The organism is Novosphingobium sp. Sphag1I, assembly GCF_056279125.1.
The window spans coordinates 182,806-209,156 of record NZ_JBWBQS010000001.1 but is presented as its reverse complement, the minus strand read 5'-3'; the positions used below and the strand labels follow the sequence as shown (position 1 = coordinate 209,156).

Sequence of the window (26,351 nt, the reverse complement as noted above, 5' to 3'; positions counted from 1 at the left end):
GCCAACCATCCACCACCCCATAACGGGATTGCAAAGGGCCCCCGCCCTTTGCCCGCCGGAGGCAACCTGAAACCCAGCGCTAACCAACCCCCTCCAGCCATTCCGCAATCATCGCCTGCCCCGCCGCGACCGCCTTGGGCCCCAGCTGGGCATGGGCGGCGCGCAGATCGGCCTCGGTCCCGCCCGCCTCGATGACGCTTTCGGGCCATTGTTCGATCCATGCGTCAAAACGCGGGTCCATGCCCATTTCGGCGTGGAATTGCAGCGCCAGGATGTTGCGCCCGCGTCGGAACGCCTGATGATCATAGACATGGCTGGCGGCCAACATTTCGACGCCTTCGGGGCGAGTGAACGTGTCACCGTGCCAGTGGAGGACGGGGACGCCCTCGATATGGCGCAGCGGGCTGTCCTTGGCGTGGACGTGGACGGGGTGAAAGCCCACCTCCTTGCGCGGGCCGGGATAGACCTCTGCGCCAAGGGCCGCCGCCATCATCTGCGCCCCGAAACAGACGCCCAATGTGGGCCGATCCGCCTCCAGCCGCATGGCAAGACGGCGCATCTGGCACCGGATCCATGGGTGCTGATCCTGTTCATAGACGCCCATCGGGCCGCCCATCATGATCAACAGATCGGGTTCGCGCAGGTCCAGCGAGGCGAAGGCGGGATCGGCCACATCGATGCGGTCCACTTCATATCCCGCCGCCTCGATCGGGGCTCGGTATCCCGCCACGCCCTCATAAGGGACGTGGCGGATGATCAGGGCTTTCTTCATCGCACTCTTACGGTTCGGGCAGGAAGTCCGGCACCGAGAGATAGCGCTCTCCGGTGTCATAGTTGAAGCCAAGGACGCGGCTGCCCGGGGGCAGTTCCTTGAGCTTTTGCGCGATGGCGGCCAGCGTTGCCCCGCTGGAAATGCCGACCAGCAGGCCTTCCTCGCGGGCCGAGCGGCGCGCCCATTCCTTGGCGTCGGCCGGGTCGACCTGGATCACGCCGTCGATGGATGCGGTGTGCAGGTTGGCCGGGATGAAACCTGCGCCAATGCCCTGAATCGGGTGGGGCGCGGGCTGGCCGCCGCTGATGACGGGCGAGAGGGTGGGCTCGACGGCATAGGCCTTCAGCCCCGACCACACAGGCTTGAGCGCCTCGGCAACGCCCGTCAGGTGGCCGCCGGTGCCAACGCCGGTGATGACAACATCAATCGGCGTATCGGCAAAATCGCTCAGGATTTCCTGCGCGGTGGTGCGGGCGTGGACGGCGGGGTTGGCGCTATTTTCAAACTGCTGCGGGATCCACGCGCCCGGCGTTTCGGCGGCCAGTTCCTTGGCGCGCTCGATCGCGCCCTTCATGCCCTTTTCACGCGGGGTCAGGTCAAACGACGCGCCATAGGCCAGCATCAGGCGACGACGCTCGATGCTCATGCTTTCGGGCATAACCAGGATCAGCTTGTACCCCTTGACGGCGGCGACCAGCGCAAGGCCGATGCCGGTGTTGCCGCTGGTCGGCTCGATGATCGTGCCGCCGGGCTGCAACGTGCCATCGGCCTCTGCCGCCTCGATCATGGCCAGAGCGATGCGGTCCTTGATCGAACCGCCGGGGTTGCCGCGCTCGCTCTTGACCCAAACCTCGTGGTCGGGGAACAGGCGCGACAGGCGCACATGCGGCGTGCCGCCAATGGTTGCGAGAATCGAATCGGCCTTCATCGGTCTTGCCTTTCCTCTATTCCGGCGCAGTCGTGCGCGCCTGATCATCTGGCCTCTCAGCCATGAACCCGTTCAGATTAATCCTCAATGACAAGTAATCCAGTAGAGTTTTCTTCTGGGCGCACAATTCGTGCTTTGTCCCTCTGGATGAACCGCTTTACACACCCTACCTATGGGTCGCGTGGCCGCTCTGGCTGCGCTTTCCTCTCCATCCCCCCCGATCAGGAAAATTTTGCATGGATTATCGCCCGCTTGGCACCACTGGCCTCTCGGTCAGCGCCGTTTGCCTTGGCACCATGACCTTTGGTTCACAAAATACCGAGGCGCAGGCCCATGAACAGATCGCGGTCGCGCTCGACCACGGCATCAATTTCATCGACACCGCCGAAATGTACCCCGTCACCCCGACGCGCGCGGAAACCTTTGGCCGCACGGAAGAATATCTGGGCACGTGGATCGGCCAATCCGGCAATCGCGACAAGATCATTCTGGCCAGCAAAGTGTCCGGCCCCTCGCGTTTCTTCCCCTTGCGCGGGGGCAACCGGCTCGACCGGCGCAATATCGAGGAAGCGATCAACGACAGCCTGAAGCGGCTGCAGACCGATTACCTCGACCTCTATCAACTCCACTGGCCCGACCGGGGCGTGCCGATGTTCGGCGGACGCGGGATGCAGGCGATCACCGACGCGCCCGAAGCCGTGCCGCTGGAGGAAAGCATCAGCGTGCTGGAGGATCTGGTCAAGGCGGGCAAGATCCGCGCTTTTGGCGTGTCGAACGAAACGCCATGGGGCGTGTCCGAAGCCTTGCGCCTGCACCGTGAAAAGGGCCTGCCGCGTGTTGCCTCGATCCAGAATGCCTATAACCTTTTGAACCGCGTGTTCGAGGTCGGCCTGTCCGAATTTGCCCTGCGTGAAGGCGTGGGCTTGCTGGCCTATTCGCCGCTGGCCGCGGGGCATCTGTCGGGCAAATATCTGGGCGGCGTGGTGCCGGCCGGATCGCGGGTCGATGTGGCCAAACAGTTCACCCGCTATTTCACCGTGAACCAGCAGCAGGCCGCCGCACGCTATGTCGCCGTGGCGCAATCCTTTGGGCTTAGCCCCGAACAACTGGCGCTGGCCTTCGTCTACAGCCGCCCCTTCGTCACCAGTTCGATCATCGGCGCGACCAGCGTCGAGCAGCTCAAAACCGACATCGCCGCCAGCCTCACCCCCCTACCGGAGGAAGCGCTGACGGCGATCAACGAGGTCTATAACCTCTATCCCGATCCCTGTCCGTAAGGATCAATAGGAAATGTCGTAAGCCGGGGGCGGGGGTGGCACAAAATGGCCGCCATTATACACCCACCACGCCAAGCCCCCGGCCAAGACCAGAGCAATCAGCAAACGCCACAAGGGCGCCTGACGCGGTTGGGCCACGGGTTCGTCATAGGTCTTCTTGCCCGTCACCATCGGGGGCACCAGCCGCTCCTTTTTGACGACGGAGTAAAAGATGATCGCGCCCAGATGGATGATGACCATCAGCACGATCAGGTTAAACCCGACCTCGTGCAGATCGGTCAGCTTTTCGGCCAGATCGGAATCCACCCAATAATTGAGCGGGCCGGAATAGGTAGCGTCCGTATCGCTGGCGAACAGACCCAGCGTGACCTGTGCCGCCATCAGCCCGATCAGCCCCAGCACCGAAAGCGCGCCCAGCGGATTATGCCCCACCACCGGAGCACCATCAGGCCCATGCCCGCTACGCAGATAGGCAAGGATGGCGCCGGGTCCCTTTACGAAGCTGGTGAAACGCGCCGTCTGGCCGCCCAGAAAGCCCCACAAGATGCGAAAGCCCACGATGAACACCAGCGCAAGCCCCAACTTGATATGCAGGTCCATCTTGCCCGCTTTATACGTGACCCACATCGCCGGCACCAACAGCACCACGCTCCAGTGAAACAGACGCACCGGCAAGTCCCACAGCCGGATAGTCAGCGACTTGTTCTGATCCATGTCGGACCCCCATCAAAAAGGCGCCCGACCTTGGCCGGGCGCCCCAGAATGTCACATCAAAGGTTCAGGATCAGTCCTTGGCCTTGAACTTTTCATGGCAACCCTTGCAGGTGCCGCCCAGCGCGCCCATCGCCTTGCCCGCTGCGGCCAGATCGCCGGTGTCAGCAGCAGCCTTGAAACCCTTGGCAGCAGCCGAGAAGTCCATCGCGGCCTTCTTGAAGCCGGCCGGGTCGCCCCAGATTTCAGCCTTGGCGCTGGTCTTTACACCGGCTTCGGCGCCCGTGCCCTTGGGAAACCAGGTGCCCAGCTTGTCGGCATAACCGGCAATGGTGGTGGCGCTGGCCTTGATGACGGCGGCGTCGGGATTGCCGGACTTGAACGAATCGCCCGCGCCCTTCATCGCCTTGCCAATTTCCTTGAGCGACTTCTGACGAGCTTCAACCGTCTGGGCAGGCGTTGCCGCCTGCGCCGCAACAGCCACACCCAGCGCCAGCGCGCCAATCATCATCGAAATCTTGCGCATAAATTCTCCCGATCTCATTCGGGCACAGCGCAACCAGCCGCCCCCGACCAGCCTTAGGGGTCGCTTTTGCCCACCACAAAGTCAAGTGTCGGAATGTCGTCAAATGTATTGAAAAATGCTTCCTACTTCAGCTTCACGCCGGGCACGTCCTCGGGCAGGGGGATGAATTCATCATCGCCCGGCACCGGACCAAAGCGGCCCTCGCGCCAATCCTGTTTGGCCTGTTCGATACGCTCGGCGCGGCTGGACACGAAGTTCCAGTAAACATAGCGCTTTTCGGCAAAAGGTTCGCCGCCGATCAGGAAGATGCGGGCGCCGTTCGCGCTGGTGATCACCACTTCGGCGCCGGGTTTGAAGATGATCAGCTGGCTGGTGGCAAAGCTGCCTTCCTGCCCCTCGACCACGACATCGCCGTTCACCACATAGGCGGCGCGTTCGATATGGTCGGCCGCCAGACGGTATCGGCCTCCGGGCGAAAGCACCAGATCGCCGCACAGCACATCGGAAAACGTCTTTACCGGCGATGTCAGCCCGTCGATCTGTCCCGCGATCACCGACAGGACAAAGCCTGTATCGCCATCGCCGGGCAATTTGCCCGCCTCGTAATGCAGAAATTCGGGCGCGGTTTCTTCATGCTCCGTCGGCAAGGCCAGCCATGTCTGAAGCCCGAACAGCCCGCCCTGCTGGCCGCGCAGGCCGTCGGGGGTCCGCTCGGAATGGACGATGCCCTGCCCCGCCGTCATCCAGTTGACCGCGCCCGGCTCGATCACCTGCTCGCTGCCCAGCGAGTCCTTGTGCATGATCGCCCCGTCGAGAAGATAGGTGAGCGTCGCAAGGCCGATATGCGGGTGGGGCCGCACGTCCAGCGCCTGATCCGGGGTAAACACCGCCGGCCCCATCTGATCGAGGAAGATGAAAGGCCCCACCATCCGCCGCCCCGCATTGGGCAAGGCGCGGCGGACATTGAACCCATCGCCCAGATCGCGCAGGGGGGGCACGATCAGCATATCGACGGGGCTGGTTTCGGGATAAGTCGTCATGGGGCCTCTCCTTTTGGGCAATGTCAGGCGGTTTCGACCAGAACGATTTCGGCATCGTCCAAGGCGGTGATGCGCAAGGATTCCTCGTCGGCGATGGCGATGCCGTCGCGGGGCTGGGCGGCAATGCCGTTCACCTCGATACGCCCGCTGGCCGAAACCAGATAGCCCTTTCGCTGTGCGCCCAACGGATAATCGAGCGTTTCACCCGCCCGGATCGTCGCGCCCAGAACGCGCCCTTCGGTGCGGATCGGCAAGGCATCGTCATCATCCTTGTAACCGCTGGCCAGCACGACCATTTGCCCGGCGCGTTCACCGCGCGGGAATTGCTTGGCGCCCCAGCTGGGCTGGCCGCCGCGGGTGGTGGGCTGGATCCAGATCTGGAACAGGGTGGTGACTTCATCCTCAAGGTTATATTCGGCGTGCGTAATGCCCGATCCCGCGCTCATCACCTGAACGTCGCCCGCCGCCGTGCGGCCGGTGTTGCCCAAACTGTCCTTATGCGTGATCGCCCCGGTGCGGACATAGGTGATGATTTCCATGTCGCGATGCGGGTGCGGCGGAAAGCCCGACTTGGGCGCGATCGTGTCATCGTTCCACACGCGCAGCGGCCCCCATGCCATGCGGGCGGGGTTGTAATAATCGGCAAAGGAAAAGTGGTGATTGGCGTCCAGCCAGCCATGATTGGCATGACCCAGACCAGCAAAGGGGCGAAGTTCGATCATCGGCTTTCTCCAGTGCGCCGCTGTATGGATACGCGGCTGTTGGGGCCAAGATAGGGATTGCGCCACGCAAAGAAATGGCAATGATGGAAAAGCATCGATGAAAGGATTTTACCCATCAGCCTGCCAGATCTTGAAGCATGGGCAATCTTTGCCAAGGTGGTCGAGCATGGATCGTTTGCCGGGGCGGCGCAGGCCCTGGGCCTGTCCAAGCCCACCGTGTCCAAGGCGATGACCCGGCTGGAAATGCGATTGGGCGTGCCGCTGATGCATCGCACCTCGCGGCGCTTGGCGCTGACAGAAAGCGGCAAGGGCGTGCTGGACCGCGCCCGCCGCATCCTGTCCGATGGCGAGGCCGCCGAGGCCGAGGCCAGCGCACAAGGGCTCACCCCGCGCGGCACTGTGCGCCTTGCGGTGCCGATGAGCTTTGGCCTGCGCCATGTCGCGCCCATCCTGCCGGAATTCATGGCGGCATTCCCGCAGGTTCATGTCGATCTCGACCTGTCCGATGCGCTGGTCGATGTGGTGGGGGGCGGACATGACGTGGTGCTGCGCATCGCGGGGCTAGAGGATTCCTCGCTGCGCGCCCGCCGCCTGTGCAAGGTCCGTCGACCGCTGGTGGCCAGCCCCGGTTTTTTGCAGGCCCATGGCGCGCCGCAACATCCGCGCGATCTGGCCGCCCTCCCCGCGCTGCTCTACTCCAACCTTGCCACGCCGGGGGTCTGGCGGTTTTCGCATGCCAGTCAGGGTGACTATATCGTCACCGTCGAAGGGTGCCTCTGCGCCAACAATGCCGATGCGCTCACCCCCGCGCTGCTGGCGGGCAAGGGCATGGCGCTCCAGCCCGACTTCATGGTCTGGGAACATCTGGCCAGTGGCGCGTTGGTCGAGGTTCTGCCCGAATGGCGTATCCCCGATATCGCGCTGCATCTGGTGACGCCGCCGGGGACGTTGCGGCCTGCGCGGGTGGTCGCGTTGATTGATTTTCTGGCCAAGCGATTGGCGGGGGCGGAGTGGGCTAGGGATTGAAGGGGTTTAGATGCGAGGGTCTAGACCCTCGCGCTCCCGTTACTGTCTGCGTTGCGCCATGGGTTCGGCCTCGGGTGTCGGACGCAAAGTTTGAATTTTGAAAGCCTGCGGCGCCTTTAACGCAGACTCTCCGCGCCGCAGGCTTTAAAGAATCCCCACACCCTCTCAAACCCACCCCAAAAATGGGATTGCAAAGGGACGAGTCCCTTTGCCCGCCGGAGGCATAAATCTCTAACTCTCCGCCAACCCAAACGGCGCCGCCCCCCGCCGATAATCCTCCGCCATCACCTCGCGCCCGATGGGGGGCAAGGCCCGCGCGGCACAATCGGGGCGATGACACAGGCGGCAGGACACCCCGATGGGCGCGGCCTCGGCGCGGCGCGGGTCGGCCCCCTCGGCATAGATCAGGCGCGGGGCGTGTTCGGCGGCGCAGGCAAGGGCGACGGCGCGCAGGATGCGGGGCTGGCGATAGGAACCGCCGCCTGATTCGACCGTGCGCGCGATCGAGAAAAACCGCTGGCCATCGGGGAGTTCAAGCCATTGGGTGTGGACCCGCCCCGGCGCGGCGAAGCAATCGTGGACGTTCCACAGCGGACACCCGCCCCCGTGCGAGGCAAAGGGAAAGCCCGCCCCGTCGAGCCTTTTCGAGATATTGCCCGCCGCATCGAGGCGCAGGAAGAAGAAGGGCACCTTGTCCGCGCCCGGCTTGTGCAGGGTTGTCATGCGATGAGCGGTCTGTTCAAAACTGGTGCCAAACAGGCGGGCGACGGCCTCGATGTCATAGCGCCTATCCTCAACCGCGCGGGCGAAGGCGTCATAGGGCATCAGGATCGCCGCCGCGACATAGCCCGCCAAAGCACGGCGGACGAGGTTCGAGGTGGTCTGGCTGGCAAAGCCACCCTCGCGGGTGATGGCGTTGATGTCGCCCCGGCATTCCTGATAGGCCACTTGCAGCGCCGCCTGAAACCGCGCCGTATTGGGCGAGAGTGTATCGACCAGCAGCAATTGCTGATTATGCCGGTCAAAGCGGCGGATCGCGCCCATCATCACATGGTCGGGCAGGCTGCGGGTGCGGATGCCGTGGCGTTGGGCCAGATAGGCTTTGGGGTCGCCCGCTTCACCCACCAGGGCGGCAATGCCCTCGGCGCGGGCGTCGAGCGAGGGGAACCAATTGCGGCGCGAGGAAATGAAGCGCCGCGCCTCGGCCACGGGGTCGGGGGTTTGCGATCCCCCGCCCGCCGAAAGGTCGGCCAGCGCCGCCTGTTCGCGGGTGTAGGCACCATAGAGGCGAAGCAAAGCCTCGGAAATGCCGGGGAAGGAAGTGGCAAGATCCGCCACCTCCAGCGCGGGCAGGTCGATGTCGGCAAAGATCGGGTCGCGCAGGACGTCCTGCAATCGCCGCCCATAATCGGCGCCCTCGTCCCCCCCCAAATCGTCAAGGTCGAGGCGATAGGCCCGCGCGAGGCGTAGCACGAGATCGGCGGTAAAGGGCCGCTGGTTGCGTTCGAGCAGCGCGACATAAGAGGGCGAGATGTCAAGATCCGCCGCCATCGCCTGTTGCGTCAGGCCCAATTCGCGACGCAGGCGTTTGAGTCGAGGCCCCATATACAAGGGCTTAGGTCCGGACATGGCGGCTTCCTCTCATGCGGGCTTTGTCATGCCTATACAACTTTACAGGCAAAATATGTAAAGTTTTACAGCCGCACTTCGCCATGAATTTTCTCGAATCGCGACCCGGCATAAACAGGCTTCAACAACGCAGACACCCATTCATTCATGGGCGCGTTACACCCAGCGGGAGTTGAAGCCATGACGTACCAGTCCACCATCGCCGAAGCCAACACGGCCATTGGTCCTAACACCGACACATGGAGCGGCATTGACGCAGCCAACGTGGCCCGCATGCGCCTGCAAAACCGCTTCCGCACGGGTCTCGACATTGCGCGCTATACCGCCAAAATCATGCGTCAGGACATGGCCGCCTATGATGCGGACCCGGCCAATTACACCCAGTCGCTGGGCTGCTGGCACGGGTTCATCGGCCAGCAGAAGCTGATCAGCATCAAAAAGCATTTCGGCAGCACCAAGGGCCGCTACCTCTATCTTTCGGGCTGGATGGTGGCTGCGCTGCGCAGCGAGTTTGGCCCGTTGCCGGACCAGTCGATGCATGAAAAGACCAGCGTGTCGGATCTGATCGAGGAACTTTACACCTTCCTGCGCCAGGCCGATGCCCGCGAGCTGGGCGGTCTGTTCCGCGAACTCGACGCCGCCAAGGCAGCCGGCGATGCGGTCAATACCCATCGTCTCCTGCACAAGATCGACGAGTTCCAGACGCATATCGTGCCGATCATCGCGGATATCGATGCCGGTTTCGGCAATGCCGAAGCCACCTATCTGCTGGCCAAGAAGTTCATCGAAGCTGGCGCCTGCTGCATCCAGATCGAAAATCAGGTTTCGGATGAAAAGCAGTGCGGCCACCAGGACGGCAAGGTTACCGTTCCGCACGAAGACTTCCTCGCGAAGATCCGCGCGGTGCGTTACGCCTTCCTCGAACTGGGCGTTGATGATGGTGTGATCGTGGCCCGCACCGACTCGCTGGGCGCGGGGCTGACCAAGCAGATCGCTTTTGTCCGCGAAAAGGGCGACATTGGCGATCAGTACAACAGCTTCCTCGACTGCGACGAAGTGACCGCCGATCAGATCACCCACGGCGACGTGCTGATCACCCGCGAAGGCAAGCTGATGCGTCCCAAGCGCCTGCCCTCCAACCTGTTCCAGTTCCGCACTGGCACCGGGGAAGACCGCTGCGTTCTCGACTGCATCACCAGCCTTCAGAACGGCGCGGATCTGTTGTGGATCGAAACCGAAAAGCCGCATATCGGCCAGATCGGTGGCATGGTTCGCCGCATCCGCGAGGTGATCCCGAACGCCAAGCTGGTGTATAACAACAGCCCCAGCTTCAACTGGACGCTGAATTTCCGCCAGCAGGTGTTCGACGCATGGGTAGAGGAAGGCAAGGATGTGTCGGCCTATGACCGCGCCCGTTTGATGAGCGTTGATTATGACGCCACCGAACTGGCCATCGAAGCCGACGAACGCATCCGCACTTTCCAGCGTGACGCAGCGGCTCAGGCGGGGATTTTCCACCACCTGATCACTCTGCCCACCTATCACACGGCGGCCCTGTCCACCGACAATCTGGCCAAGGAATACTTCGGCGAGGCGGGCATGCTGGGTTACGTCAAGGGCGTGCAGCGTCAGGAAATCCGTCAGGGCATCGCTTGCGTCAAGCACCAGAACATGTCGGGCAGCGACATTGGCGATGATCACAAGGAATATTTCTCGGGTGAAGCAGCCCTCAAGGCCGGCGGCATCCACAACACGATGAATCAGTTTGCAGCCTAAAGGCTGCGAGGGAACCAATTCGCGGCCTAAAGGCTGCGGGAGGCGGCCTCAGTAGGCCGGGGCCGTCTCCTCCATTTTAACCCAACCCTTTCTGCAATGAGGAGAAAGACGATGACGACCCAAGTTCGCGAACCCGCCCGCGCCCGCGCCGTCCTCTCGACCGAGGACTTCCGGCTCTTGCAGGAAGCGGTGCTGTTCTATCTGCGCGCCCATGAGGATGCTCCGGGCAGCGCCAAATTCTCGAACCTTTACCACCGTCTGGGCAGCGTTGCCCGTCGATAAGGTTCGATAAGACAAGTTTTCGCAAGACAAATTTTTCGCAAGACTCCTGGGGAGGAGTTGACTTGAGGCCCGGTGGAGCGATCCGCCGGGCCTTCCTTTATGCGGCCCACTTACTTTCACCATTGTCAATTAAGGCCATGCTGATACACCGCCCTCATCAAAAGCATTGCGGGGGTAACAGCCATGAAAAGACGCGAATTCCTCTCCTCCGGCGGCGCACTCGCTCTGGCGGCAGGCCTGCCTGTCACCGCGCGGGCAACGGCCAATGCCGATGCGGACTTTACCGCATTGACCGACCGGATCTTTTACGATCGGCTTGCCCTCACGCCGCAGGAAGCCACATCGATCGGCTTGGACAAAGGCGAACGTGCAGCGCTTCGATCGCAACTGACCGACCGCAGTCAGGCCGCTTTCGAGCGCCAATTGGCCGACCGCCGCAAGGCCGCCGCTGCGCTGCGCGCCGTTAATCCGGCCACGCTGTCGCCCATGACGGCCCGGCAACGTGAATTGGCGCTGTGGTATGAGGATCGCGCCGTCGCTTCGGGCAAGTTCGGCCTCGAATCTGTCGAGAACCCCTACGTCCTCTCGCAAGCCGACGGTGCCTATTTCGAGATCCCCGATTTCCTCGACAGCCAGCATCCGGTGGACACCAAGGAGGATGCCGAAGCCTATCTGGCGCGGCTCGATGCCTTTGACCACGCCATTGACCAGGACAGCGAGAAGCAAAAGTCGCGCATCGCACGCGGGCTGATTGCGCCGGGCTGGTCGCTCGATCTGACGCTGGGGCAATTGCGGGCATTACGCGGGGCAAAGCCGGAGGAGAGCGGCATGGCCACATCGCTGTCCCGGCGCGCGGCCAAGGCGGGCATCGCGGGTGACTGGCAGGCGCGCGCCGCGGCCATCATCGCGGCCAAGGTCTATCCCGCGCTCGACCGCCAGATCGCCTTTGTCGAAAGCCTGAAAGGGCAGACCCCGGCGGGCGACGGCATCTGGCGCGTCAAGGACGGCGAGGCGATCTATGCCGCCGCTCTGGCCGAGGCGACCACAACGAACTTTACCCCAGAGGAGATCCACAAGATCGGCCTTGCCCAGGTGGCCGACCTCTCGGCCCGACTGGACAAGGTGCTGCGCGCCAATGGCATGACGCAGGGCACCATCGGCGCCCGTCTGGCCACGCTCAACACCCGTCCCGATCAGCTTTATCCCAACAGCGATGAAGGGCGCAGCGCTTTGCTCGCCAGCCTTAATCACAGCGTATCGGCGATGCAGGCAAAGCTGGGGACGGCCTTTAACGATGTGCCCAATGATCCGCTGGAAATCCGCCGCGTTCCAGTCGAAATTCAGGATGGCGCGCCCAATGGTTATTATTACCGTGCGCCCTTCGACGGATCACGCCCGGCGATCTATTGGATCAACCTGCGCGACAATGCCAACTGGCCCAAATATGGCCTGCCGGACCTGACCTATCACGAAGGCGTGCCGGGCCATCACCTGCAATTGTCCTATGTGCGGCGGGCGGGCAATCTGCCGCTGCTGCTGCGCAACACGGGCAATTCGGCCTATACCGAGGGCTGGGCGCTTTACGCCGAACAGGTCGCCTATGAACTGGGCGCGCTGCCGGGGCTGGACGAGGCGGGCTATCTGCAATCTTTGCTGTTCCGCGCGACGCGATTGGTGGTGGACACTGGCATCCACGCCAAGCGCTGGTCGCGCGAACAGGCGACGCGCTATATGATGGACACCACCGGCTTTGTCCGTGGCCGCAGCCAGAGCGAAATCGAACGCTATATCTGCATGATCGGACAGGCGTGCAGTTACAAGATCGGCCACAATGTCTGGGTGGCACAGCGCGAAAAGGCGCAAAAGGCGCTGGGCGGAAAATTCACGATGGGCTGGTTCCATGATGTGCTCAAGGAAGGCATCCTGCCGCTGGCCATGCTGGAAAAGCGGGTCGATGAACGCATTGCCGAGCGGCTTAAAGCTTAATTTTTTCTAAGCGATAAGGTTAATATCCCCTCCTGCTAAATACAGGGGGGGACCGCAATAATCTGCCCAAGCCTTTGTGCTAAATCGCCCGTATAAAGAAAGGACCAAAATGGGCTCGCGCAATGGTATTCCGCTGGATCGATCCGCATGGCTTCACCGCATGGAAGGGCTTGGCTGTGCCATAGCCGGTGCATGCAGCGGACAGGAAATCTATTTGCTGCGCCTGTTTCTCGACCTTGCCGAACGGGTGCCGGATCGCACCTTGCTGCAAGGCATGATGCCCCCCGACCGCCGCCGCGTCGAAGCCGCCATCAGCGCGGGCGCATTGGAAAGCGCGGCCCTGTTTCTGATGGGCGATGACAGCGGATTTTGCCTGTCACGCGGGGCCGATGGCCGCCCCCTCGCCTCGGTCCTGCTGCCCTATCAATTTGAGGAATGCACATCGGGTGGCGCCAGCCTTGGTCTTGCCTGCCTTGGCGCGCTGGTCGGCGCCTTGACCAATGACATGCCGCAACCGGCCGCCATGTCTCAATTCGAGGTTCCGGCAAGCACCCTGTTACATTAACTACCCCTTTGAAAGCGCTTGCCAAATCCGGGCGTGATTGAGATATCTTGCGGCGCAAGGCGTATAAACGGCCTGCGCTGAGAGGATCCCATGCCCATTTTTGCAGGCCCCCTTGTGTCCGCCGTTTCCGGCCGCGTGCTGATCGCGCCCATGCTGGCCGCCGCCAGCCCCGCCATGGCCAGCAGCCAATGCACCGCGATGGCGCATCACAGTTTCGGCCCCGGCGTCACCGTGCAATCGGCCAAGATGGTCCCGGCGGGCTCCATGCCGGGCGAAATGGGCGCGCCCGCCGTCCAATTGCCCGCCCATTGCCGCGTCGAAGGCACGATAAACCACCGCCATGGCAAGGGCGGCACCTATGGCATCGGCTTTGCCATCGCCCTGCCCGTCAACTGGCAGGGGCGTTTTCTGCTGCAAGGCGGTGGCGGATTGAACGGCTCTGTCCGCCCGCCGATTGGCGCGGCGGCGGCGGGCAAGGTTCCCGCGCTGGCCCGCGGTTTTGCCGTGATCAGCCATGACAGCGGCCACAAGGGCGCGGTGTTCGACAATGCCTTCATGGCCGACCAACGCGCCGCGCTGGATTTTGCCGAAAGCAGCGTGCGCGAGGTGGCCCTGTTGGGCAAGGCCATCACGCGGGCCTATTACCGCCGCCCGATTGCCCGGTCCTATATGGCCGGATGTTCGACCGGCGGGCGCGAAACCATGCTGGCGGCCCAGCGCTATCCTGAATTGTTCGACGGGCTGGTGGTGGGCGCCCCCGCGATGCGCACCGGCCATTCCAATCTGGCCACGACCCATGCCGCCGTCACGTTTAATCAAGCCGCCCCGCGTGACGGCGCCGGATTGCCCATCCCGGCCCAGATTTTTTCCGCCAATGATCGCAAGGTGATCCTTAACGGACTGCTCGATCAATGTGACGCGCTGGATGGGGTAAAGGATGGCATGATCGCCAATGTGGCCGCCTGTCATTTCCGCCCCGCCGCCTTGATCTGCGCGTCGGGCAACAGCCAAAATTGCCTGACGCCGATACAGGCCGAAGTGTTGGAGCGCGCCTTTCAACCGCCGCGCGACAAGGCGGGCCATGCGCTTTATTCACCCTTTCCATTCGACACCGGCATTGTGGCGACCGATGGCGGCATTCCGGGCTTTTTGCCCACGGGTATGCCCGGACCTCTGGGGCCGCCGATCCGCGCGCTGACTTTTGACCCCGACGCCCGCATCGAAACCATCCGCGCCGATTTTGTACAAGGGCTGACCGACACCGACCGCTGGACCAACCTGTCCAGCTTTCTGGGCCATGGCGGCAAGATGCTGTTTTACCACGGTGTTTCCGATCCGTGGTTCTCCGCTTTTGACACATGGGACTATTGGCAACGCGCCGCCGCTGGCAATGGGGTCTCGTTCACCGATGCCAGCCGGTTTTACATGGTGCCGGGCATGGGCCATTGCGGCGGGGGCAATGCATTTGACACATTCGACCTGCTGGGCGCGGTGGTCGATTGGGTGGAAAAGGGCAACGCGCCCGAGGCGATCTCCGCCTATCGCCGGACGGGCACGGAGAGCATGCCGCTATGCCCCTATCCCGGTTTTGCCCAATTTGGCGGCACGCCGGGCCGCTTCACCTGCGCGCCGCGTTAACCAATTGGCTTAGGACTGGTCGCGTGTCGCCCGATCGGCGGTGCGTTGCCAATCATAGGCCGGTTCGACCAGTTCAGGATGATCCTTGAACGCCTCGGCGGGCGGGGGCGCCATACCCAGCGCGTCCAGCACCACCCAGAGCGCGAATTTGCGTCCGCCCTCCTGCTCCACCCCGAAATCCAGCGCGAGCTGTTCACAACCCAGCACAAGGGACACATCATCCACCGAGGCCAGATCATCGGTCTTGAAATAATGGGCGAGCAAAGCGTCTAGTTCCATGCCCACGCCATGCGGCATCCCGCCCGAATTGGCCAGATGTAATCCGCAATTCGGCGCTGTTGACACATTGGCGCGGCCTGCCCATCGCTCTGTGCCGAACGAAATGGAGTTGGTGATGATCGCGCGCAAATCCCTGTTGGCTCTGGCCCCTGTCCTTGGCATGACATCTGTCCTTGGCATGGCATCCGCCCCGGCGCAGGCCGCGCATCCGGCCGCAAAGATCAGCGCGTCATCAGGCAAGCTGGACGCAACGCCGCGCACCGTCATCATCACCGCCTTTGAACCCGAATGGGTGGCGCTCGAAGGCGCGGTCAAAGGCCCCAAGGCCTATCACATCAACGGACTGACCATCCTGACCGGGACCATGGCGGGGCCAAAGGGGGCTGGGCGGCCTGTGGTCTTGCTGGAATCGGGCGTGTCGATGGTCAATGCGGCCATGAACACGCAATTGGTGATCGACCGTTTCAACGTCAAACGCATCGTCTTTTCCGGCATTGCGGGCGGGATTGATCCGGCGCTATCGGTGGGTGATGTCGTTGTGGCCGACCAATGGGCGCAATATATGGAAGTGTCTTTGGGCCGCAAAAAGGGCGATCAGTTCATCAGCCCGGACATCTATCCCGACCCCGATCACCTGACCAATTACGGCATGATGATCCCGCGCACCGTGCGCGTGGGCAATGCCGCCGAAAAGCCCAACCGCCACCGCTGGTTTCGGGCCGATCCGGCGCTGCTGGCTCTGGCGCAAAAGGCGGTGGGTGGCTTTGCGCTGCAACGCTGTTTGCCCGCCAACGAGCCCATCCCCCAGACGCGCGGCGTTTCGGCCGATGCGGGGCGGTGCCTTGATCACCAACCCCGCGTGAGTGTGGGCGGCAACGGCATTTCCGGCCCCGCCTTTGCCGACAATGCCGAATATCGCGAATATCTCTTTGCCCAGTTCAAGGCGCAGGTGCTGGACATGGAAACGGCGGCCACCGCCCATGTCGCCTATGCCAATCAGGTGCCGTTTATCGGTTTCCGCTCATTATCCGACCTTGCCGGCGGCGACAGCGGGCCGAACCAGTCATGGGTGTTCGGCCGCCTTGCCGCGCGCAATGCGGCCACGGTGGTCCAGAAATTTGTGGCCGCGCTGCCCGATTGATGGGCGATCAAACCGCCCGATAGATGACCGGCGCAATATTGGTAAAATTCGGCAGATCGCCCAGAACCTTGGGCGTTTCGATCCCGTTCAACGCCGCGTCAATCGCCGCGCTGCTTTCAAAACGCAGCAAGACGCCGCCATGCCACGGCTGATCCCCTTCGGGCAGCAGGATTTCACAACTGCTCAGCCCATAGGGGGTCCAGCATTTATCGACCAGCGGGATATGCGTTTCGACATAATATTGCGCGTCAAATTGGGTGCCGTGCCCAACAGGATAGCTGACAACAAGAGTAGGCATGATAATCTCCTCGTCCCGCAACCGGTCACGCCGGTTCGCTTATTGGAACACAGAGTGCCGCAATTGACCGCGAGAGGCCATTTGCCCTTTGGTCCTACGCGCTTTTGCCGCAACCGCCGTAAACGCCACGCTATTCATGGCGGCCCAAACCCGTTATCCGTGAACCCATCTGACATCAAACGAGCCGTTCGACCATGATTGAAAAGCGTTACCTCTCGGCCAATGACCTGCTGGCGGATTCCTTCCGTCTGGCCAATAAAATCCTGGAATCCGATTTCCGCCCGACCCATATCGTGGGCATCTGGCGCGGGGGCGCGCCGGTGGGCATCGCGGTTCAGGAATTGCTGGAATATCACGGCGTGATGACCGACCATATCGCGGTCCGCACGGCCAGCTATACCGGCATCGACGCGCAAAAGGACGAGGTGCAGGTCTATTCGCTGGGCTATCTGATCGACACGCTCGAACCCACCGACAAGTTGCTGGTGATCGACGATGTGTTCGACAGCGGGCGCTCGATTGCCGCCTTTATGAAGGAACTGGCCACGCGTTGCCGCCACAACACGCCCAAAACCATCCGCAGCGCCACGGTCTATTACAAACCGCGCCGGTCCAAGGTCGATATCAAGCCCGACTTCTATGTCTATGAAACCGACGAATGGCTGGTGTTCCCGCATGAGGTGGACGGGCTGACGTTGGAGGAGATCCGTAAGCACAAGCCCGAAGCCGCAATCATCCTGCGCGAGGAATAAGCGCGAAAGGTTGAGTGCGACAACGAGGGGTGCGCGAATTTTTGCAACACAGGTGGCAAAAATTTGCGCTTTCTCGAACACTCATGCCAAGGCAAAGAGGAAGGAAGCTGAGCGCAAAGGGGGGCTTTTATGAGCGAGGCAATCGAGGGGGCGACACTGGACCTCCTGCTGCGTGTGGCGGGCCTGTCACCGCCCGAAGAATGCCGAGCCGGAATTATGGCCAACCTTGCGCTGCTTTCCTCTCATGCTGCCAATTTTCGCGGGCTTGACGACCCGATGGAAGACCCGGCGGAGTTGATCCAGCCGTGATTGACCCGCTGAACATTTTCACCACTGTTCTGACCGATGCGCCAACGGTTGACGGGCCTTTGGCGGGCACCAGTTTTGCCGCCAAGGATCTTTATGACGTGGCGGGCCATGTCACGCTGGCCGGGTCCAAAATCAATGCCGATGACGGCAAACTGGCCACGCGTGACGCCACGCTGGTCGCGCGGTTAAAGGCGGCGGGCAGCCGGTTGGTGGGCATGACCAACATGGACGAATATGCCTATGGCTTTGCCACGGAAAACAGCCATTACGGCACGACGCGCAATCCCCATGATCCTTCGCGCATCGCGGGCGGGTCGTCGGGCGGATCGGCGGCGGCGGTGGCGGCGGGGCTGGCCGATATTGCTCTGGGGTCGGACACGAATGGTTCGATCCGTGTGCCCGCCTCGCTCTGCGGGGTCTATGGGCTGAAACCCACCTTTGGCCGCCTGTCGCGCGCGGGTGTATATCCCTTTGTCGCCAGCCTTGACCATGCGGGCCTGTTCACGCGCGATCCGGCCATGATGGCGGCGGCCTATGACGTGTTGCAGGGCCACGACCCGCGCGACCCGGCCCAGACCGAGCGGATGATGGAACCGGTCGAGCCAGAGCTTGAACAAGACCTGCCCAAACTGCGCATCGGCGTGCTGGGCGGATTTTTCGCAACTGACGCCGCGCCGGAGGCCCATGCCGCCGTGGCCCATGTCGCCGATGGTCTGGCCGCGCTGGGCTGTGACGTGCGGCCTGCGATTTTCGATGGCGCCAGTGAGGCGCGCTCCGCCGCCTTCTGCCTGACCGCGATGGAGGGGGGCAGCCTGCACCGCGCCGATCTGATGACCCGCCCGATGGATTTCGATCCGGCGGTGCGCGACCGGATGCTGGCCGGATTGCTGATGCCCGCCGATCTGTTGCTGGCCGCGCGGCGGGTGCGGCGGATCGTGGCGCAGCGAGCGCGTGCTCTGTTCGCCGATTTCGACCTGCTGCTTACCCCCGCCACGCCTTGCAGCGCGCCGCGCATGGGCGAGCCCACCATCGAGATCGAGGGCAAGCAGGTTCCCGTCCGCGCCAATCTGGGCATGTTCTGCCAACCGATCAGCTTTATCGGCCTGCCTGCTCTGGCTGTTCCTGCGCTGGCCGACACGCCTTTGCCTATCGGGGTTCAGATGATCGCGCCGGCATGGGCCGAAGCGCGCCTGATCCACACCGCCCATCATCTCCACCGTGCCGGAATCACCGGCCCCCGCCCCGTGACTGGACCCACCCAATGAGCCTATCCGCCACGCTCGACCGACATTTCGCCCTTTCCGAAAGGGGCACCACGATCCGCACCGAAGTGCTGTCCGGGGCGACGACATTCCTGACCATGGCCTATATCATTCTGGTCAACCCTTCGATTCTGGGCCTTGCGGGCATGCCGGTGGCCAGCGTCGCGGCGGCCACCTGTTTCGCCGCCGGTTTTGCCAGCATCCTGATGGGCACGATCGCAAATACGCCGCTGGCTCTGGCGCCGGGCATGGGGCTGAACGCCTATTTCAGCTTTACCGTGGTGCAATCGATGCATGTGCCTTGGCCGATTGCGCTGGGATGTGTGTTTGTGTCGGGGGCGATTTTCCTGATCCTGACGCTGGCGGGCATTCGACAGATGATCGTGGCGGCCATTCCGTCGCACCTGTTCGCGGCGGTGGCAGCGGGCATCGGCCTGTTTATCGGGCTGATCGGTCTGAAAAACGGCGGGCTGGTGGTCAACAGCCCGGCCACGGGTCTGGCGCTGGGCAATTTGCATGACACGGGGCCGATCCTTGCGCTGGTCGGCCTTGTGCTGGTGGTGGTTCTGCATGTGTGGCGGGTGAATGCCGCCATCCTAATCGCGATTGCGGCCACGACGGTTCTGGCCTGGGTGGTCGGCGCGGTCAGTTTTGACGTGAAGCCCTATTCCATCGCCTCGATGACCGAAACGGTGGGCAAATTGGACCTGGCGGGCGTATTCGGCTTTGGCGGCAAGGCGGGGCTTGGGATTTTTGAAATCCTGTTCGTGTTTCTGTTTGTCGATCTGTTCGACAATCTGGGCACGCTGATGGCGGTCACGCGCCGCGCCGGGTTGATCGAGCCTGCGGGCAATATTCCGGGCCTCAACCGCATGTTGGTTGCCGATTCGGTGGCGACGATGGTGGGCGCGGTGGCGGGCACATCGACCGTCACATCCTATGTCGAAAGCGCCAGCGGGGTTGAGGTCGGCGGACGCACGGGCCTGACGGCCATCATCACCGGCATCCTGTTTCTGGCCGCGATGTTTGTGGCCCCCTATGCGCAATTGGTGCCCAGCGCGGCCACGGCGCCCGCGCTGATCCTTGTCGGCGCGTTGATGATGGTGCCTTTGGCCGATGTCGAATGGACCGATCCAGAGGCCGCGATTCCCGCCTTCCTGACGCTGGTGGGCATTCCTTTCACATTCTCGATCGCCAATGGTCTGGCCTTTGGCATTGCCGCCCATGCGCTGATCAAGCTGGTGCGCGGCAAGATCACGCAAAAGGACTGGCTGCTCCTTCTGCTGGCCGGCCTGTTCATCGCTCGCTTCGTCTGGCTGTCCGGAGCGGCATGATGCAAACCGCCAAGGAGACGGCGCGCGGCGCTCAGGGCATCGTCACCGCGCCGCATTATCTGGCATCGCGCGCGGGCCTGTCAGTGCTTCAGGATGGCGGCACCGCGGTCGAGGCATGTGTCGCCGTGGCCGCCACATTGGCCGTCGTCTATCCGCATATGACCGGGATCGGCGGCGATGGCTTCTGGGTGATCCGCGAGGGCGATGGGCGCGTCCACGGCATCCATGGCTGTGGCGGCGCGGCGGAAAAGGCGGATCTGGCTCTCTATGCGGGCCTTGATGCGGTGCCATGGCGCGGGCCTCTGGCGGCGAACACTGTGGCGGGCACAATCAGCGGATGGCAGGCGGCACTGGAGAGCGATGGCGGATCGATGCCGCTATCGCGCCTGTTGCGCGATGCGATAACCCATGCCGAGGCGGGCGTGGCCGTGACGCGCGGCGGGGCCGATATTGCCAAAGCCAAGGGACCGGAACTGCGCATCCAGCCCGGCGCCTATGCCACGGTGTTTGAACCCGAAGGACGCCCTCTCGCGCAAGGCGATGTGCTGCGCCAGCCTTTGCTGGCCGCGACCTTGCGCCGATTGTGCGATGAAGGGCTGGATAGTTTTTACAACGGCCCGCTGGCCACCGATATTGCCCAGGATCTGGCAACGTTGGGCAGCCCGGTATCTGCCCGCGACATGGCCGCGCATCGCGCCACGCGCCCCGCCCCGCCGCATGTGCAAACCCGCCATGGCACGCTGTATAATGCCGCTCCGCCGACGCAGGGCACCGCGTCTTTGTTGATCCTCGCGCTGTTCGACCGTTTACGAGCAGAGCAGATGGACGGTTTCGACCACATCCATGGTCTGGTGGAAAGCACCAAGCAGGCGTTCCTGTGGCGCGATCGTCATTGCGGCGATCCGGCCTATATGGAGAGCGACCCGCAGGATTTGCTGAACGATGCAAAAGCGCTGGACGCCATGGCCGCGCGGATCGATCCGGCAAAGGCCCTGCCATGGCCGCAACCCAGCCAATGGGGTGACACCTGCTGGTTCGCCGCCGCCGATGGCAACGGGCAAGTCGTGTCCTGTATCCAGAGTACCTATTTCGAATTCGGATCGGGCCTCGTCCTGCCGAAAACCGGGATTACGTGGCAGAACCGGGGGGCGTCCTTCCGCCTAGCCGAAGTTGGGTGGAATGCGCTGCGGCCGTTGCGCAAGCCGTTCCATACGCTCAACCCCGCGCTGTGCCTGTTCGAGGATGGGCGCGTGATGGCCTATGGCACGATGGGCGGCGAGGGACAGCCCCAGACACAGGCTGCGCTGTTTTCCCGCTATGCCCGCTTCGGCGGTGATCTTCAGGCGGCGATTTCCGCCCCGCGCTGGTTGCTGGGCCGGACATGGGGGGATCAATCCACCACATTGAAAATCGAGGACGGATTTGCGCCCGAACTTTACGAGGCGCTGAGCGCAGCGGGCCATGATGTCGAACGCGTCGGCCCGATCACGCCGATGATGGGCCATGCGGGCGCCATCGTCCGCCACCCCGACGGCGGATTCGAAGGCGCCACCGACCCGCGCAGCGACGGTGAGGCGGCCGCATGGTAGGCCCCAAACGCGCCGTCACGCGCTGCGAGGCTTTGGGCCGCGCCCCCTTTTCCGACATGGAAGACGGGCTTTACCGGGGGTGGCTCTCCCCCGCCTATCGCGCCGCGCGCGAGCAATTGGCCGCGTGGATGGTTGAAGCGGGCATGACCCCTCGCACCGATGCCGCCGCCAATCTGATCGGGCGTTATGAAGGGACGAGCAATCTGCCCCCTCTCATCATCGCCAGCCATCTGGACAGCGTGCGCGATGGCGGGTTTTACGATGGACCTTTGGGCATCATGCTGGGTGTGGAATGCGTGGCGGCCCTGTCGGCAGAAGGACGGCGCATGCCCTTCCCCATCGAAATCATCGCCTTTGGTGATGAAGAAGGCAGCCGCTTTCCCGCCGCCATGCTGACCAGCAAGGCGGTGGCGGGTGTGCTGGGCGATGTGCCCGATATGGCCGACCCACGGGGCGTGACGCTTGCCGAGGCCTTGGCCGAATATGGGCTGTCGCCCGATGGACTGGCGGGGGCAAGGCACCCCGGCGCGCTCGCCTATCTGGAGGCGCATATCGAACAGGGGCCAGTGCTGGAGGCCGATGGGCTGGCGCTGGGCGTGGTGACAGGCATTGCCGCGCAATTGCGCTATGGCGTGGTGGTGCGCGGGATGGCGGGCCATGCGGGCACGTCGTCCATGCCCTTGCGCCGCGATGCCTTGACCGGGGCGGCGGAAATGGTTCTGGCGGTGGAGAGTATTGCACGAGCCGACGAAAGCGATCTGGTCGCCACGGTGGGGCGGATCGAGGCCTTGCCCGGCGCGGCCAATGTTATCCCTGGCGAAGTGCGTTTCACCATCGACGTGCGTTCAGGCGATGCGGAGCGGCGTAACCGGGCCGCCGAAGCGATCATCGCAGAGATCCAGTCCATTGCCGACAGGCGCAGCCTCGATTTCAGCGTCGAGCAGATCCACGACCTTCCCCCCAGCCCTTGCGATGATGCGCTGATGGACTTGCTGGAGGAAGCGCTGGTCGAATGCGGCCACCCGGCGCGGCGGTTGGTGTCGGGGGCGGGGCATGATGCGATGATCATGGCCGAAATCGCCCCCACCGCCATGTTGTTCATCCGATGCCGCGACGGCATCAGCCACAATCCTGCCGAACATGTCGACCATGCCGATGCCGATGCGGCGCTGTCCGTCATGCTGGGCTTTATCGAAAAATTGGGAGCGAAATATGCTTGATCCGGCGCTCTTTGGCGAAATCGACCCGCCCCAGCGCCTGTTGATGGGGCCGGGGCCGGTCAATGCGCACCCCCGCGTGCTGCGCGCGATGAGCGCCGATCTGCTGGGCCAGTTCGACCCGGAAATGACCGGATACATGAATCAGGTGATGGCGCTTTATCGCCCGATCTTTGGCACGCAAAACCGCTGGACCATGTTGATCGACGGCACCGCGCGGGCCGGGATCGAGGCCGCCTTGGTCAGCATGATCCAGCCGGGCGAGACGGCTCTGGTGGTCAATTTCGGGCGCTTTGGCCTGTTGCTTCAGGAAATCCTGACCCGCATCGGCGCAAGGTTTGAAACCGTCGATGCGCCATGGGGCGAAGTCGCGGCGATGGAGGCGATCCGCGACGCGGCGCTGCGCATCCGCCCCACCCTCATTTGCAGCGTCCATGGCGACACATCGACCACCATGGCCCAGCCTCTCGACGGAATTGGCGATATTGCCAAAGAGGTCGGCGCGCTGGTCTATGTCGATGCCACCGCGACGATTGGCGGCATGGAAATCGCCGCGGATCGTTGGGGCGCGGATGTCATCACGGGGGGGCTGCAAAAATGCCTTGGCGGGCCATCGGGCAGCGCGCCGATCACCGTATCCGACGCCGCCGCCGAGCGGATCTTTGCCCGCCGCCATGATGAAAAGGGCATTCGCAGCCCCGATGCCGTCGATGGCCATGGGCCGCGCATTGGTTCAAACTATTTCGATCTGGCCATGATCATGGATTACTGGAGCGAAAAGCGCCTGAACCACCATACCGAGGCGACGACCATGCTGTATGGCGCGCGCGAATGCGCCCGCGTCGCATTGGGCGAAGGGCTGGAGGCGCGCTACAAACGCCACCGTGCGGCCGGCGCGGCGATGAGCGCGGGGCTGGTCGCGATGGGCCTGACGCTGTTTGGCGATGATGCGCATCGCATGACCAATGTCACCGGCGTCTATATCCCCGAAGGCGTCCATGGCGAGGCGATCCGCACCGCCATGCGCGACCATTTCGAAATCGAGATCGGCACCGCCTTTGGCCCGCTGGTCGGCAAGATCTGGCGTCTTGGCGCGATGGGGTACAATGCGATGAAGCATAAGGTGCTGATCACGCTGGGCGGGCTTGAGGCTTGTCTGGCGGCGCAAGGGTACAAGCTGCCCTTGGGCGCGGCGGTTCCGGCGGCTCTGGCCGCGTGGGAAGAGGTGATGGGGGCATGAAGCGCGATCTCATCGGATATGGCGCGACGCCTCCTGCGGCATCATGGCCCGGCGGGGCAAAGGTGGCGGTCAATTTCGTCATCAATTACGAAGAAGGCGCGGAAAACAGCACGCTTTATGGCGATGAGCTGTCCGAAGGGTTTCTGTCCGACATGGTGGGCGCGGCGCGACATCCGGCCCGCGCCATGGCGATGGAAAGCCTGTATGAATATGGCAGCCGCGCCGGTTTCTGGCGGCTGCACCGGTTGTTCACCGAGCGCGGGGCGCCGGTCACCGTGTTTGGCGTGGCCGCCGCGATGGAACAGAACCCCGATGCGGTCGAGGCCATGCTCAAGGCCGATTGGGAGGTGGCGACCCACGGCTATCGCTGGATCGATTATCAGTACATCGCCCCGGAAATCGAGGCCGAGCATATTGCCAAGGCCATCGAGATCCACACCCGCCTGACGGGGGAACGCCCGCTGGGTTGGTATCAAGGGCGCACCAGCCCCAACACCGCCCGGCTGGTGGCGCAGGAGGGCGGCTTTCTTTACGATGCCGATTCCTATGCCGACGATGTGCCCTATTGGGATGACCGCTTTGGCCACCTCAATGAAGGGCGGGCGCAGCTCATCGTCCCCTACAGCCTTGACGCCAATGACATGAAGATGGTCGCCCTCAACGGCTTTACCGAAGGGGAGCAGTTCTTCCGATACCTGCGTGACACATTCGACCAATTGGCCGACGAGGGCGGACGGATGATGAGCATCGGCCTGCACGGACGCATCGCGGGACGCCCCGGACGGACGCGGGCAGTGGCGCGTTTCCTCGACCATGTGATGGAAAGCGGTCAGGCATGGATCACCACGCGGCGCGACATCGCCCGCCACTGGATCGCGAACCATCCCTATGGAGGCGGCGCATGAGGATCGATGATCCCATCCTTCTGGCCGAAGTGACGGCGGCGTTTAACGAATATGAGCGCGCCTTGATGGAGGATGACATTCCCGCGATGGACGCCCTGTTTCACGATGCGCCCACCACCAACCGTTACGGCGTGGGCGAAGTCCTTTATGGCATCGAGGAAATCCGCGAATTTCGCCGCGGGCGCGGCGGTTCGCCCCAGCGCAGATTGGGCCGGGTTTCAATCACCACCTATGGCGATGCTTTTGCCACGGCGGATGCGGAATTCTATCGCGAAGGGTCAGACCGGCGCGGGCGGCAAACGCAAAGCTGGGTCAAATTCGCCGATGGCTGGAAAGTCGTGTCGGCCCATGTCAGCCTTGAAGGAAGCAGCCATTGAGCGCCCTGTTTGAACATTCGCCATGGGTGGAGGATCGCGCCGATGCCGCGCCATCCTGCGGGGATCGGCACAAGGATCTGATGGCGGTGGTCTATGCCGCCAGCCGAGAGGAGCAATTGGCCCTGATCCGCGCCCACCCGGAATTGGCGGGCAAGGCGGCGATGGACGGCACCCTGACCAGCGCCAGCGCCGCCGAACAGGCCAGCGCCGGGCTGGACCGTTTGACGCCGGAGGAATTTGCTCGGTTCCACGCGCTTAATGACGCCTATCGCGCGGCCCATGCCATGCCTTTCATCATCTGCGTGCGGTTGACCGACAAGGCTGGTATATTGGCCGCGATGGAGGCCCGCGCGGCCCACGATACCGAAACCGAAATCGCCACCGCGCTGGCCGAGATCGGAAAGATCACCAAATTGCGGCTGGAGGATCAGCCATGAGCACGCTTTCAACCCATGTCCTTGACACAATGCACGGCACGCCGGCGGCAGGTTTGGCCATCACGCTGACCGGGCCGGATGGTCTGGCGGCGCGGGGGGTGACGAATGAGGACGGGCGCGCACCGGGTTTGGCGCCCGCCGATCTGGCGCCAGGGCGCTATCGGTTGACCTTTGCCGTGGCGGCCTATTTCCGTGGCAAAGGCGTGGACTTGCCCGAACCGCCCTTTCTTGACGATGTGGCGATTGATTTCGGCATTTCGCAGGGCGGCGGCCATTACCATGTGCCTTTGCTCGTCTCACCCTTTTCCTATTCCACCTATCGCGGGAGCTGAG

At 63.1% G+C, this 26,351-nt stretch carries 28 protein-coding genes; 19 read left to right on the top strand and 9 right to left on the bottom strand.

The window, feature by feature from the left end; all coding sequences use genetic code 11:
- Nucleotides 1-79 precede the first annotated feature (79 nt).
- Nucleotides 80-772, bottom strand: coding sequence for a glutamine amidotransferase (locus tag ACZ9HU_RS00935; RefSeq protein ID WP_476101252.1), 693 nt, complete (start codon nt 770-772; stop codon nt 80-82).
- Nucleotides 773-779: 7 nt separating this feature from the next.
- Nucleotides 780-1,700, bottom strand: coding sequence for a cysteine synthase A (gene cysK, locus ACZ9HU_RS00930; RefSeq protein ID WP_476101250.1), 921 nt, complete (start codon nt 1,698-1,700; stop codon nt 780-782).
- Nucleotides 1,701-1,936: 236 nt separating this feature from the next.
- Here cysK and ACZ9HU_RS00925 point away from each other — a divergent pair, with 236 nt between their 5' ends.
- Nucleotides 1,937-2,977: an aldo/keto reductase gene (locus ACZ9HU_RS00925; RefSeq protein WP_476101247.1), complete on the top strand. Its 1,041-nt coding sequence runs from the start codon at nt 1,937-1,939 to the stop codon at nt 2,975-2,977.
- Nucleotides 2,978-2,980: 3 nt separating this feature from the next.
- Here ACZ9HU_RS00925 and ACZ9HU_RS00920 read toward each other — a convergent pair whose 3' ends face one another.
- The 4 genes from ACZ9HU_RS00920 to ACZ9HU_RS00905 all read right to left on the bottom strand — a co-directional run bounded on the left by ACZ9HU_RS00920 (nt 2,981) and on the right by ACZ9HU_RS00905 (nt 5,976).
- Complete coding sequence (locus tag ACZ9HU_RS00920; protein ID WP_476101245.1) at nt 2,981-3,691, bottom strand: cytochrome b/b6 domain-containing protein; 711 nt, start codon at nt 3,689-3,691, stop codon at nt 2,981-2,983.
- A 70-nt stretch (nt 3,692-3,761) separates the two neighbouring features.
- On the bottom strand, nt 3,762-4,214 hold the full coding sequence (locus tag ACZ9HU_RS00915) for a c-type cytochrome (RefSeq protein WP_476101243.1): 453 nt from the start codon (nt 4,212-4,214) through the stop codon (nt 3,762-3,764).
- A gap of 122 nt (nt 4,215-4,336) precedes the next feature.
- Entirely contained in the window at nt 4,337-5,254 is a 918-nt protein-coding gene (locus ACZ9HU_RS00910) for a pirin family protein (protein ID WP_476101241.1), read from the bottom strand.
- A 23-nt stretch (nt 5,255-5,277) separates the two neighbouring features.
- Entirely contained in the window at nt 5,278-5,976 is a 699-nt protein-coding gene (locus ACZ9HU_RS00905) for a pirin family protein (protein WP_476101238.1), read from the bottom strand.
- Nucleotides 5,977-6,090: 114 nt separating this feature from the next.
- Between ACZ9HU_RS00905 and ACZ9HU_RS00900 the strand changes: the two genes are divergently transcribed.
- Nucleotides 6,091-7,002 (top strand): LysR family transcriptional regulator, encoded by a 912-nt coding sequence (locus tag ACZ9HU_RS00900; RefSeq protein WP_476101766.1) that lies wholly within the window; start codon nt 6,091-6,093, stop codon nt 7,000-7,002.
- 231 nt (nt 7,003-7,233) lie between these two features.
- On the opposite strand, the gene ACZ9HU_RS00895 is transcribed toward ACZ9HU_RS00900, so the two are convergent.
- Complete coding sequence (locus ACZ9HU_RS00895; RefSeq protein ID WP_476101235.1) at nt 7,234-8,631, bottom strand: helix-turn-helix domain-containing protein; 1,398 nt, start codon at nt 8,629-8,631, stop codon at nt 7,234-7,236.
- A 180-nt stretch (nt 8,632-8,811) separates the two neighbouring features.
- Here ACZ9HU_RS00895 and ACZ9HU_RS00890 point away from each other — a divergent pair, with 180 nt between their 5' ends.
- The 5 genes from ACZ9HU_RS00890 to ACZ9HU_RS00870 all read left to right on the top strand — a co-directional run bounded on the left by ACZ9HU_RS00890 (nt 8,812) and on the right by ACZ9HU_RS00870 (nt 14,878).
- Nucleotides 8,812-10,407, top strand: a complete 1,596-nt coding sequence (locus ACZ9HU_RS00890; RefSeq protein WP_476101233.1) for an isocitrate lyase — start codon at nt 8,812-8,814, stop codon at nt 10,405-10,407.
- A 111-nt stretch (nt 10,408-10,518) separates the two neighbouring features.
- Nucleotides 10,519-10,689, top strand: a complete 171-nt coding sequence (locus ACZ9HU_RS00885; RefSeq protein ID WP_476101230.1) for a hypothetical protein — start codon at nt 10,519-10,521, stop codon at nt 10,687-10,689.
- A 183-nt stretch (nt 10,690-10,872) separates the two neighbouring features.
- Nucleotides 10,873-12,675 carry a DUF885 domain-containing protein gene (locus ACZ9HU_RS00880; protein WP_476101228.1) on the top strand — a complete coding sequence of 601 codons (1,803 nt, stop codon included), beginning with the start codon at nt 10,873-10,875 and terminating at the stop codon, nt 12,673-12,675.
- 109 nt (nt 12,676-12,784) lie between these two features.
- Nucleotides 12,785-13,240 (top strand): hypothetical protein, encoded by a 456-nt coding sequence (locus ACZ9HU_RS00875; RefSeq protein ID WP_476101225.1) that lies wholly within the window; start codon nt 12,785-12,787, stop codon nt 13,238-13,240.
- Nucleotides 13,241-13,354: 114 nt separating this feature from the next.
- Nucleotides 13,355-14,878 carry a tannase/feruloyl esterase family alpha/beta hydrolase gene (locus ACZ9HU_RS00870; RefSeq protein ID WP_476101223.1) on the top strand — a complete coding sequence of 508 codons (1,524 nt, stop codon included), beginning with the start codon at nt 13,355-13,357 and terminating at the stop codon, nt 14,876-14,878.
- Nucleotides 14,879-14,887: 9 nt separating this feature from the next.
- Here ACZ9HU_RS00870 and ACZ9HU_RS00865 read toward each other — a convergent pair whose 3' ends face one another.
- Nucleotides 14,888-15,157: a hypothetical protein gene (locus ACZ9HU_RS00865; protein ID WP_476101221.1), complete on the bottom strand. Its 270-nt coding sequence runs from the start codon at nt 15,155-15,157 to the stop codon at nt 14,888-14,890.
- Nucleotides 15,158-15,335: 178 nt separating this feature from the next.
- Here ACZ9HU_RS00865 and ACZ9HU_RS00860 point away from each other — a divergent pair, with 178 nt between their 5' ends.
- Nucleotides 15,336-16,298 (top strand): 5'-methylthioadenosine/S-adenosylhomocysteine nucleosidase, encoded by a 963-nt coding sequence (locus ACZ9HU_RS00860; protein ID WP_476101764.1) that lies wholly within the window; start codon nt 15,336-15,338, stop codon nt 16,296-16,298.
- Between the two features lie 7 nt (nt 16,299-16,305).
- Here ACZ9HU_RS00860 and ACZ9HU_RS00855 read toward each other — a convergent pair whose 3' ends face one another.
- On the bottom strand, nt 16,306-16,596 hold the full coding sequence (locus tag ACZ9HU_RS00855; RefSeq protein WP_476101219.1) for an EthD family reductase: 291 nt from the start codon (nt 16,594-16,596) through the stop codon (nt 16,306-16,308).
- A 194-nt stretch (nt 16,597-16,790) separates the two neighbouring features.
- Here ACZ9HU_RS00855 and ACZ9HU_RS00850 point away from each other — a divergent pair, with 194 nt between their 5' ends.
- The 11 genes from ACZ9HU_RS00850 (at nt 16,791) to uraH (ending at nt 26,350) form a co-directional block, all read left to right on the top strand.
- Nucleotides 16,791-17,348: a phosphoribosyltransferase gene (locus tag ACZ9HU_RS00850; RefSeq protein ID WP_476101217.1), complete on the top strand. Its 558-nt coding sequence runs from the start codon at nt 16,791-16,793 to the stop codon at nt 17,346-17,348.
- 129 nt (nt 17,349-17,477) lie between these two features.
- Entirely contained in the window at nt 17,478-17,657 is a 180-nt protein-coding gene (locus ACZ9HU_RS00845) for a hypothetical protein (RefSeq protein WP_476101215.1), read from the top strand.
- Nucleotides 17,654-18,922, top strand: a complete 1,269-nt coding sequence (locus ACZ9HU_RS00840) for an AtzE family amidohydrolase (RefSeq protein ID WP_476101212.1) — start codon at nt 17,654-17,656, stop codon at nt 18,920-18,922. The genes ACZ9HU_RS00845 and ACZ9HU_RS00840 overlap by 4 nt, the downstream gene beginning before the upstream one ends.
- Nucleotides 18,919-20,253, top strand: coding sequence for an NCS2 family permease (locus ACZ9HU_RS00835; protein ID WP_476101209.1), 1,335 nt, complete (start codon nt 18,919-18,921; stop codon nt 20,251-20,253). Before ACZ9HU_RS00840 ends, ACZ9HU_RS00835 begins: the two co-directional genes overlap by 4 nt.
- Nucleotides 20,250-21,842 (top strand): gamma-glutamyltransferase family protein, encoded by a 1,593-nt coding sequence (locus ACZ9HU_RS00830; RefSeq protein ID WP_476101207.1) that lies wholly within the window; start codon nt 20,250-20,252, stop codon nt 21,840-21,842. The genes ACZ9HU_RS00835 and ACZ9HU_RS00830 overlap by 4 nt, the downstream gene beginning before the upstream one ends.
- Nucleotides 21,836-23,062, top strand: coding sequence for an allantoate amidohydrolase (locus tag ACZ9HU_RS00825; protein ID WP_476101205.1), 1,227 nt, complete (start codon nt 21,836-21,838; stop codon nt 23,060-23,062). The genes ACZ9HU_RS00830 and ACZ9HU_RS00825 overlap by 7 nt, the downstream gene beginning before the upstream one ends.
- Nucleotides 23,055-24,299 carry a pyridoxal-phosphate-dependent aminotransferase family protein gene (locus ACZ9HU_RS00820; protein WP_476101202.1) on the top strand — a complete coding sequence of 415 codons (1,245 nt, stop codon included), beginning with the start codon at nt 23,055-23,057 and terminating at the stop codon, nt 24,297-24,299. Before ACZ9HU_RS00825 ends, ACZ9HU_RS00820 begins: the two co-directional genes overlap by 8 nt.
- On the top strand, nt 24,296-25,204 hold the full coding sequence (gene puuE, locus ACZ9HU_RS00815) for an allantoinase PuuE (RefSeq protein WP_476101199.1): 909 nt from the start codon (nt 24,296-24,298) through the stop codon (nt 25,202-25,204). Before ACZ9HU_RS00820 ends, puuE begins: the two co-directional genes overlap by 4 nt.
- Entirely contained in the window at nt 25,201-25,581 is a 381-nt protein-coding gene (gene hpxZ, locus ACZ9HU_RS00810) for an oxalurate catabolism protein HpxZ (RefSeq protein WP_476101197.1), read from the top strand. The genes puuE and hpxZ overlap by 4 nt, the downstream gene beginning before the upstream one ends.
- On the top strand, nt 25,578-26,018 hold the full coding sequence (gene uraD, locus ACZ9HU_RS00805; protein WP_476101194.1) for a 2-oxo-4-hydroxy-4-carboxy-5-ureidoimidazoline decarboxylase: 441 nt from the start codon (nt 25,578-25,580) through the stop codon (nt 26,016-26,018). Before hpxZ ends, uraD begins: the two co-directional genes overlap by 4 nt.
- The gene (gene uraH / locus ACZ9HU_RS00800; RefSeq protein WP_476101192.1) at nt 26,015-26,350 is read left to right on the top strand and encodes a hydroxyisourate hydrolase; all 336 of its coding nucleotides are present in this window, start codon (nt 26,015-26,017) and stop codon (nt 26,348-26,350) included. The genes uraD and uraH overlap by 4 nt, the downstream gene beginning before the upstream one ends.
- The last annotated feature ends 1 nt before the right edge of the window (nt 26,351 follow it).

Excerpts from the sequence above, each read along its gene's own strand:
- puuE (WP_476101199.1), top strand. The coding sequence starts at position 24,296 with ATGAAGCGCGATCTCATCGGATATGGCGCGACGCCTCCTGCGGCATCA.
- ACZ9HU_RS00845 (WP_476101215.1), top strand. The coding sequence starts at position 17,478 with ATGAGCGAGGCAATCGAGGGGGCGACACTGGACCTCCTGCTGCGTGTG.
- ACZ9HU_RS00830 (WP_476101207.1), top strand. The coding sequence starts at position 20,250 with ATGATGCAAACCGCCAAGGAGACGGCGCGCGGCGCTCAGGGCATCGTC.
- ACZ9HU_RS00860 (WP_476101764.1), top strand. The coding sequence starts at position 15,336 with ATGGCATCCGCCCCGGCGCAGGCCGCGCATCCGGCCGCAAAGATCAGC.
- ACZ9HU_RS00820 (WP_476101202.1), top strand. The coding sequence starts at position 23,055 with ATGCTTGATCCGGCGCTCTTTGGCGAAATCGACCCGCCCCAGCGCCTG.
- ACZ9HU_RS00910 (WP_476101241.1), bottom strand. The coding sequence starts at position 5,254 with ATGACGACTTATCCCGAAACCAGCCCCGTCGATATGCTGATCGTGCCC.
- ACZ9HU_RS00925 (WP_476101247.1), top strand. The coding sequence starts at position 1,937 with ATGGATTATCGCCCGCTTGGCACCACTGGCCTCTCGGTCAGCGCCGTT.
- uraH (WP_476101192.1), top strand. The coding sequence starts at position 26,015 with ATGAGCACGCTTTCAACCCATGTCCTTGACACAATGCACGGCACGCCG.
- ACZ9HU_RS00885 (WP_476101230.1), top strand. The coding sequence starts at position 10,519 with ATGACGACCCAAGTTCGCGAACCCGCCCGCGCCCGCGCCGTCCTCTCG.
- ACZ9HU_RS00855 (WP_476101219.1), bottom strand. The coding sequence starts at position 16,596 with ATGCCTACTCTTGTTGTCAGCTATCCTGTTGGGCACGGCACCCAATTT.
- ACZ9HU_RS00835 (WP_476101209.1), top strand. The coding sequence starts at position 18,919 with ATGAGCCTATCCGCCACGCTCGACCGACATTTCGCCCTTTCCGAAAGG.
- ACZ9HU_RS00825 (WP_476101205.1), top strand. The coding sequence starts at position 21,836 with ATGGTAGGCCCCAAACGCGCCGTCACGCGCTGCGAGGCTTTGGGCCGC.
- cysK (WP_476101250.1), bottom strand. The coding sequence starts at position 1,700 with ATGAAGGCCGATTCGATTCTCGCAACCATTGGCGGCACGCCGCATGTG.
- ACZ9HU_RS00920 (WP_476101245.1), bottom strand. The coding sequence starts at position 3,691 with ATGGATCAGAACAAGTCGCTGACTATCCGGCTGTGGGACTTGCCGGTG.
- ACZ9HU_RS00905 (WP_476101238.1), bottom strand. The coding sequence starts at position 5,976 with ATGATCGAACTTCGCCCCTTTGCTGGTCTGGGTCATGCCAATCATGGC.
- ACZ9HU_RS00890 (WP_476101233.1), top strand. The coding sequence starts at position 8,812 with ATGACGTACCAGTCCACCATCGCCGAAGCCAACACGGCCATTGGTCCT.
- ACZ9HU_RS00895 (WP_476101235.1), bottom strand. The coding sequence starts at position 8,631 with ATGTCCGGACCTAAGCCCTTGTATATGGGGCCTCGACTCAAACGCCTG.
- ACZ9HU_RS00865 (WP_476101221.1), bottom strand. The coding sequence starts at position 15,157 with ATGGAACTAGACGCTTTGCTCGCCCATTATTTCAAGACCGATGATCTG.
- ACZ9HU_RS00875 (WP_476101225.1), top strand. The coding sequence starts at position 12,785 with ATGGGCTCGCGCAATGGTATTCCGCTGGATCGATCCGCATGGCTTCAC.
- ACZ9HU_RS00850 (WP_476101217.1), top strand. The coding sequence starts at position 16,791 with ATGATTGAAAAGCGTTACCTCTCGGCCAATGACCTGCTGGCGGATTCC.
- ACZ9HU_RS00915 (WP_476101243.1), bottom strand. The coding sequence starts at position 4,214 with ATGCGCAAGATTTCGATGATGATTGGCGCGCTGGCGCTGGGTGTGGCT.
- ACZ9HU_RS00880 (WP_476101228.1), top strand. The coding sequence starts at position 10,873 with ATGAAAAGACGCGAATTCCTCTCCTCCGGCGGCGCACTCGCTCTGGCG.
- hpxZ (WP_476101197.1), top strand. The coding sequence starts at position 25,201 with ATGAGGATCGATGATCCCATCCTTCTGGCCGAAGTGACGGCGGCGTTT.
- ACZ9HU_RS00935 (WP_476101252.1), bottom strand. The coding sequence starts at position 772 with ATGAAGAAAGCCCTGATCATCCGCCACGTCCCTTATGAGGGCGTGGCG.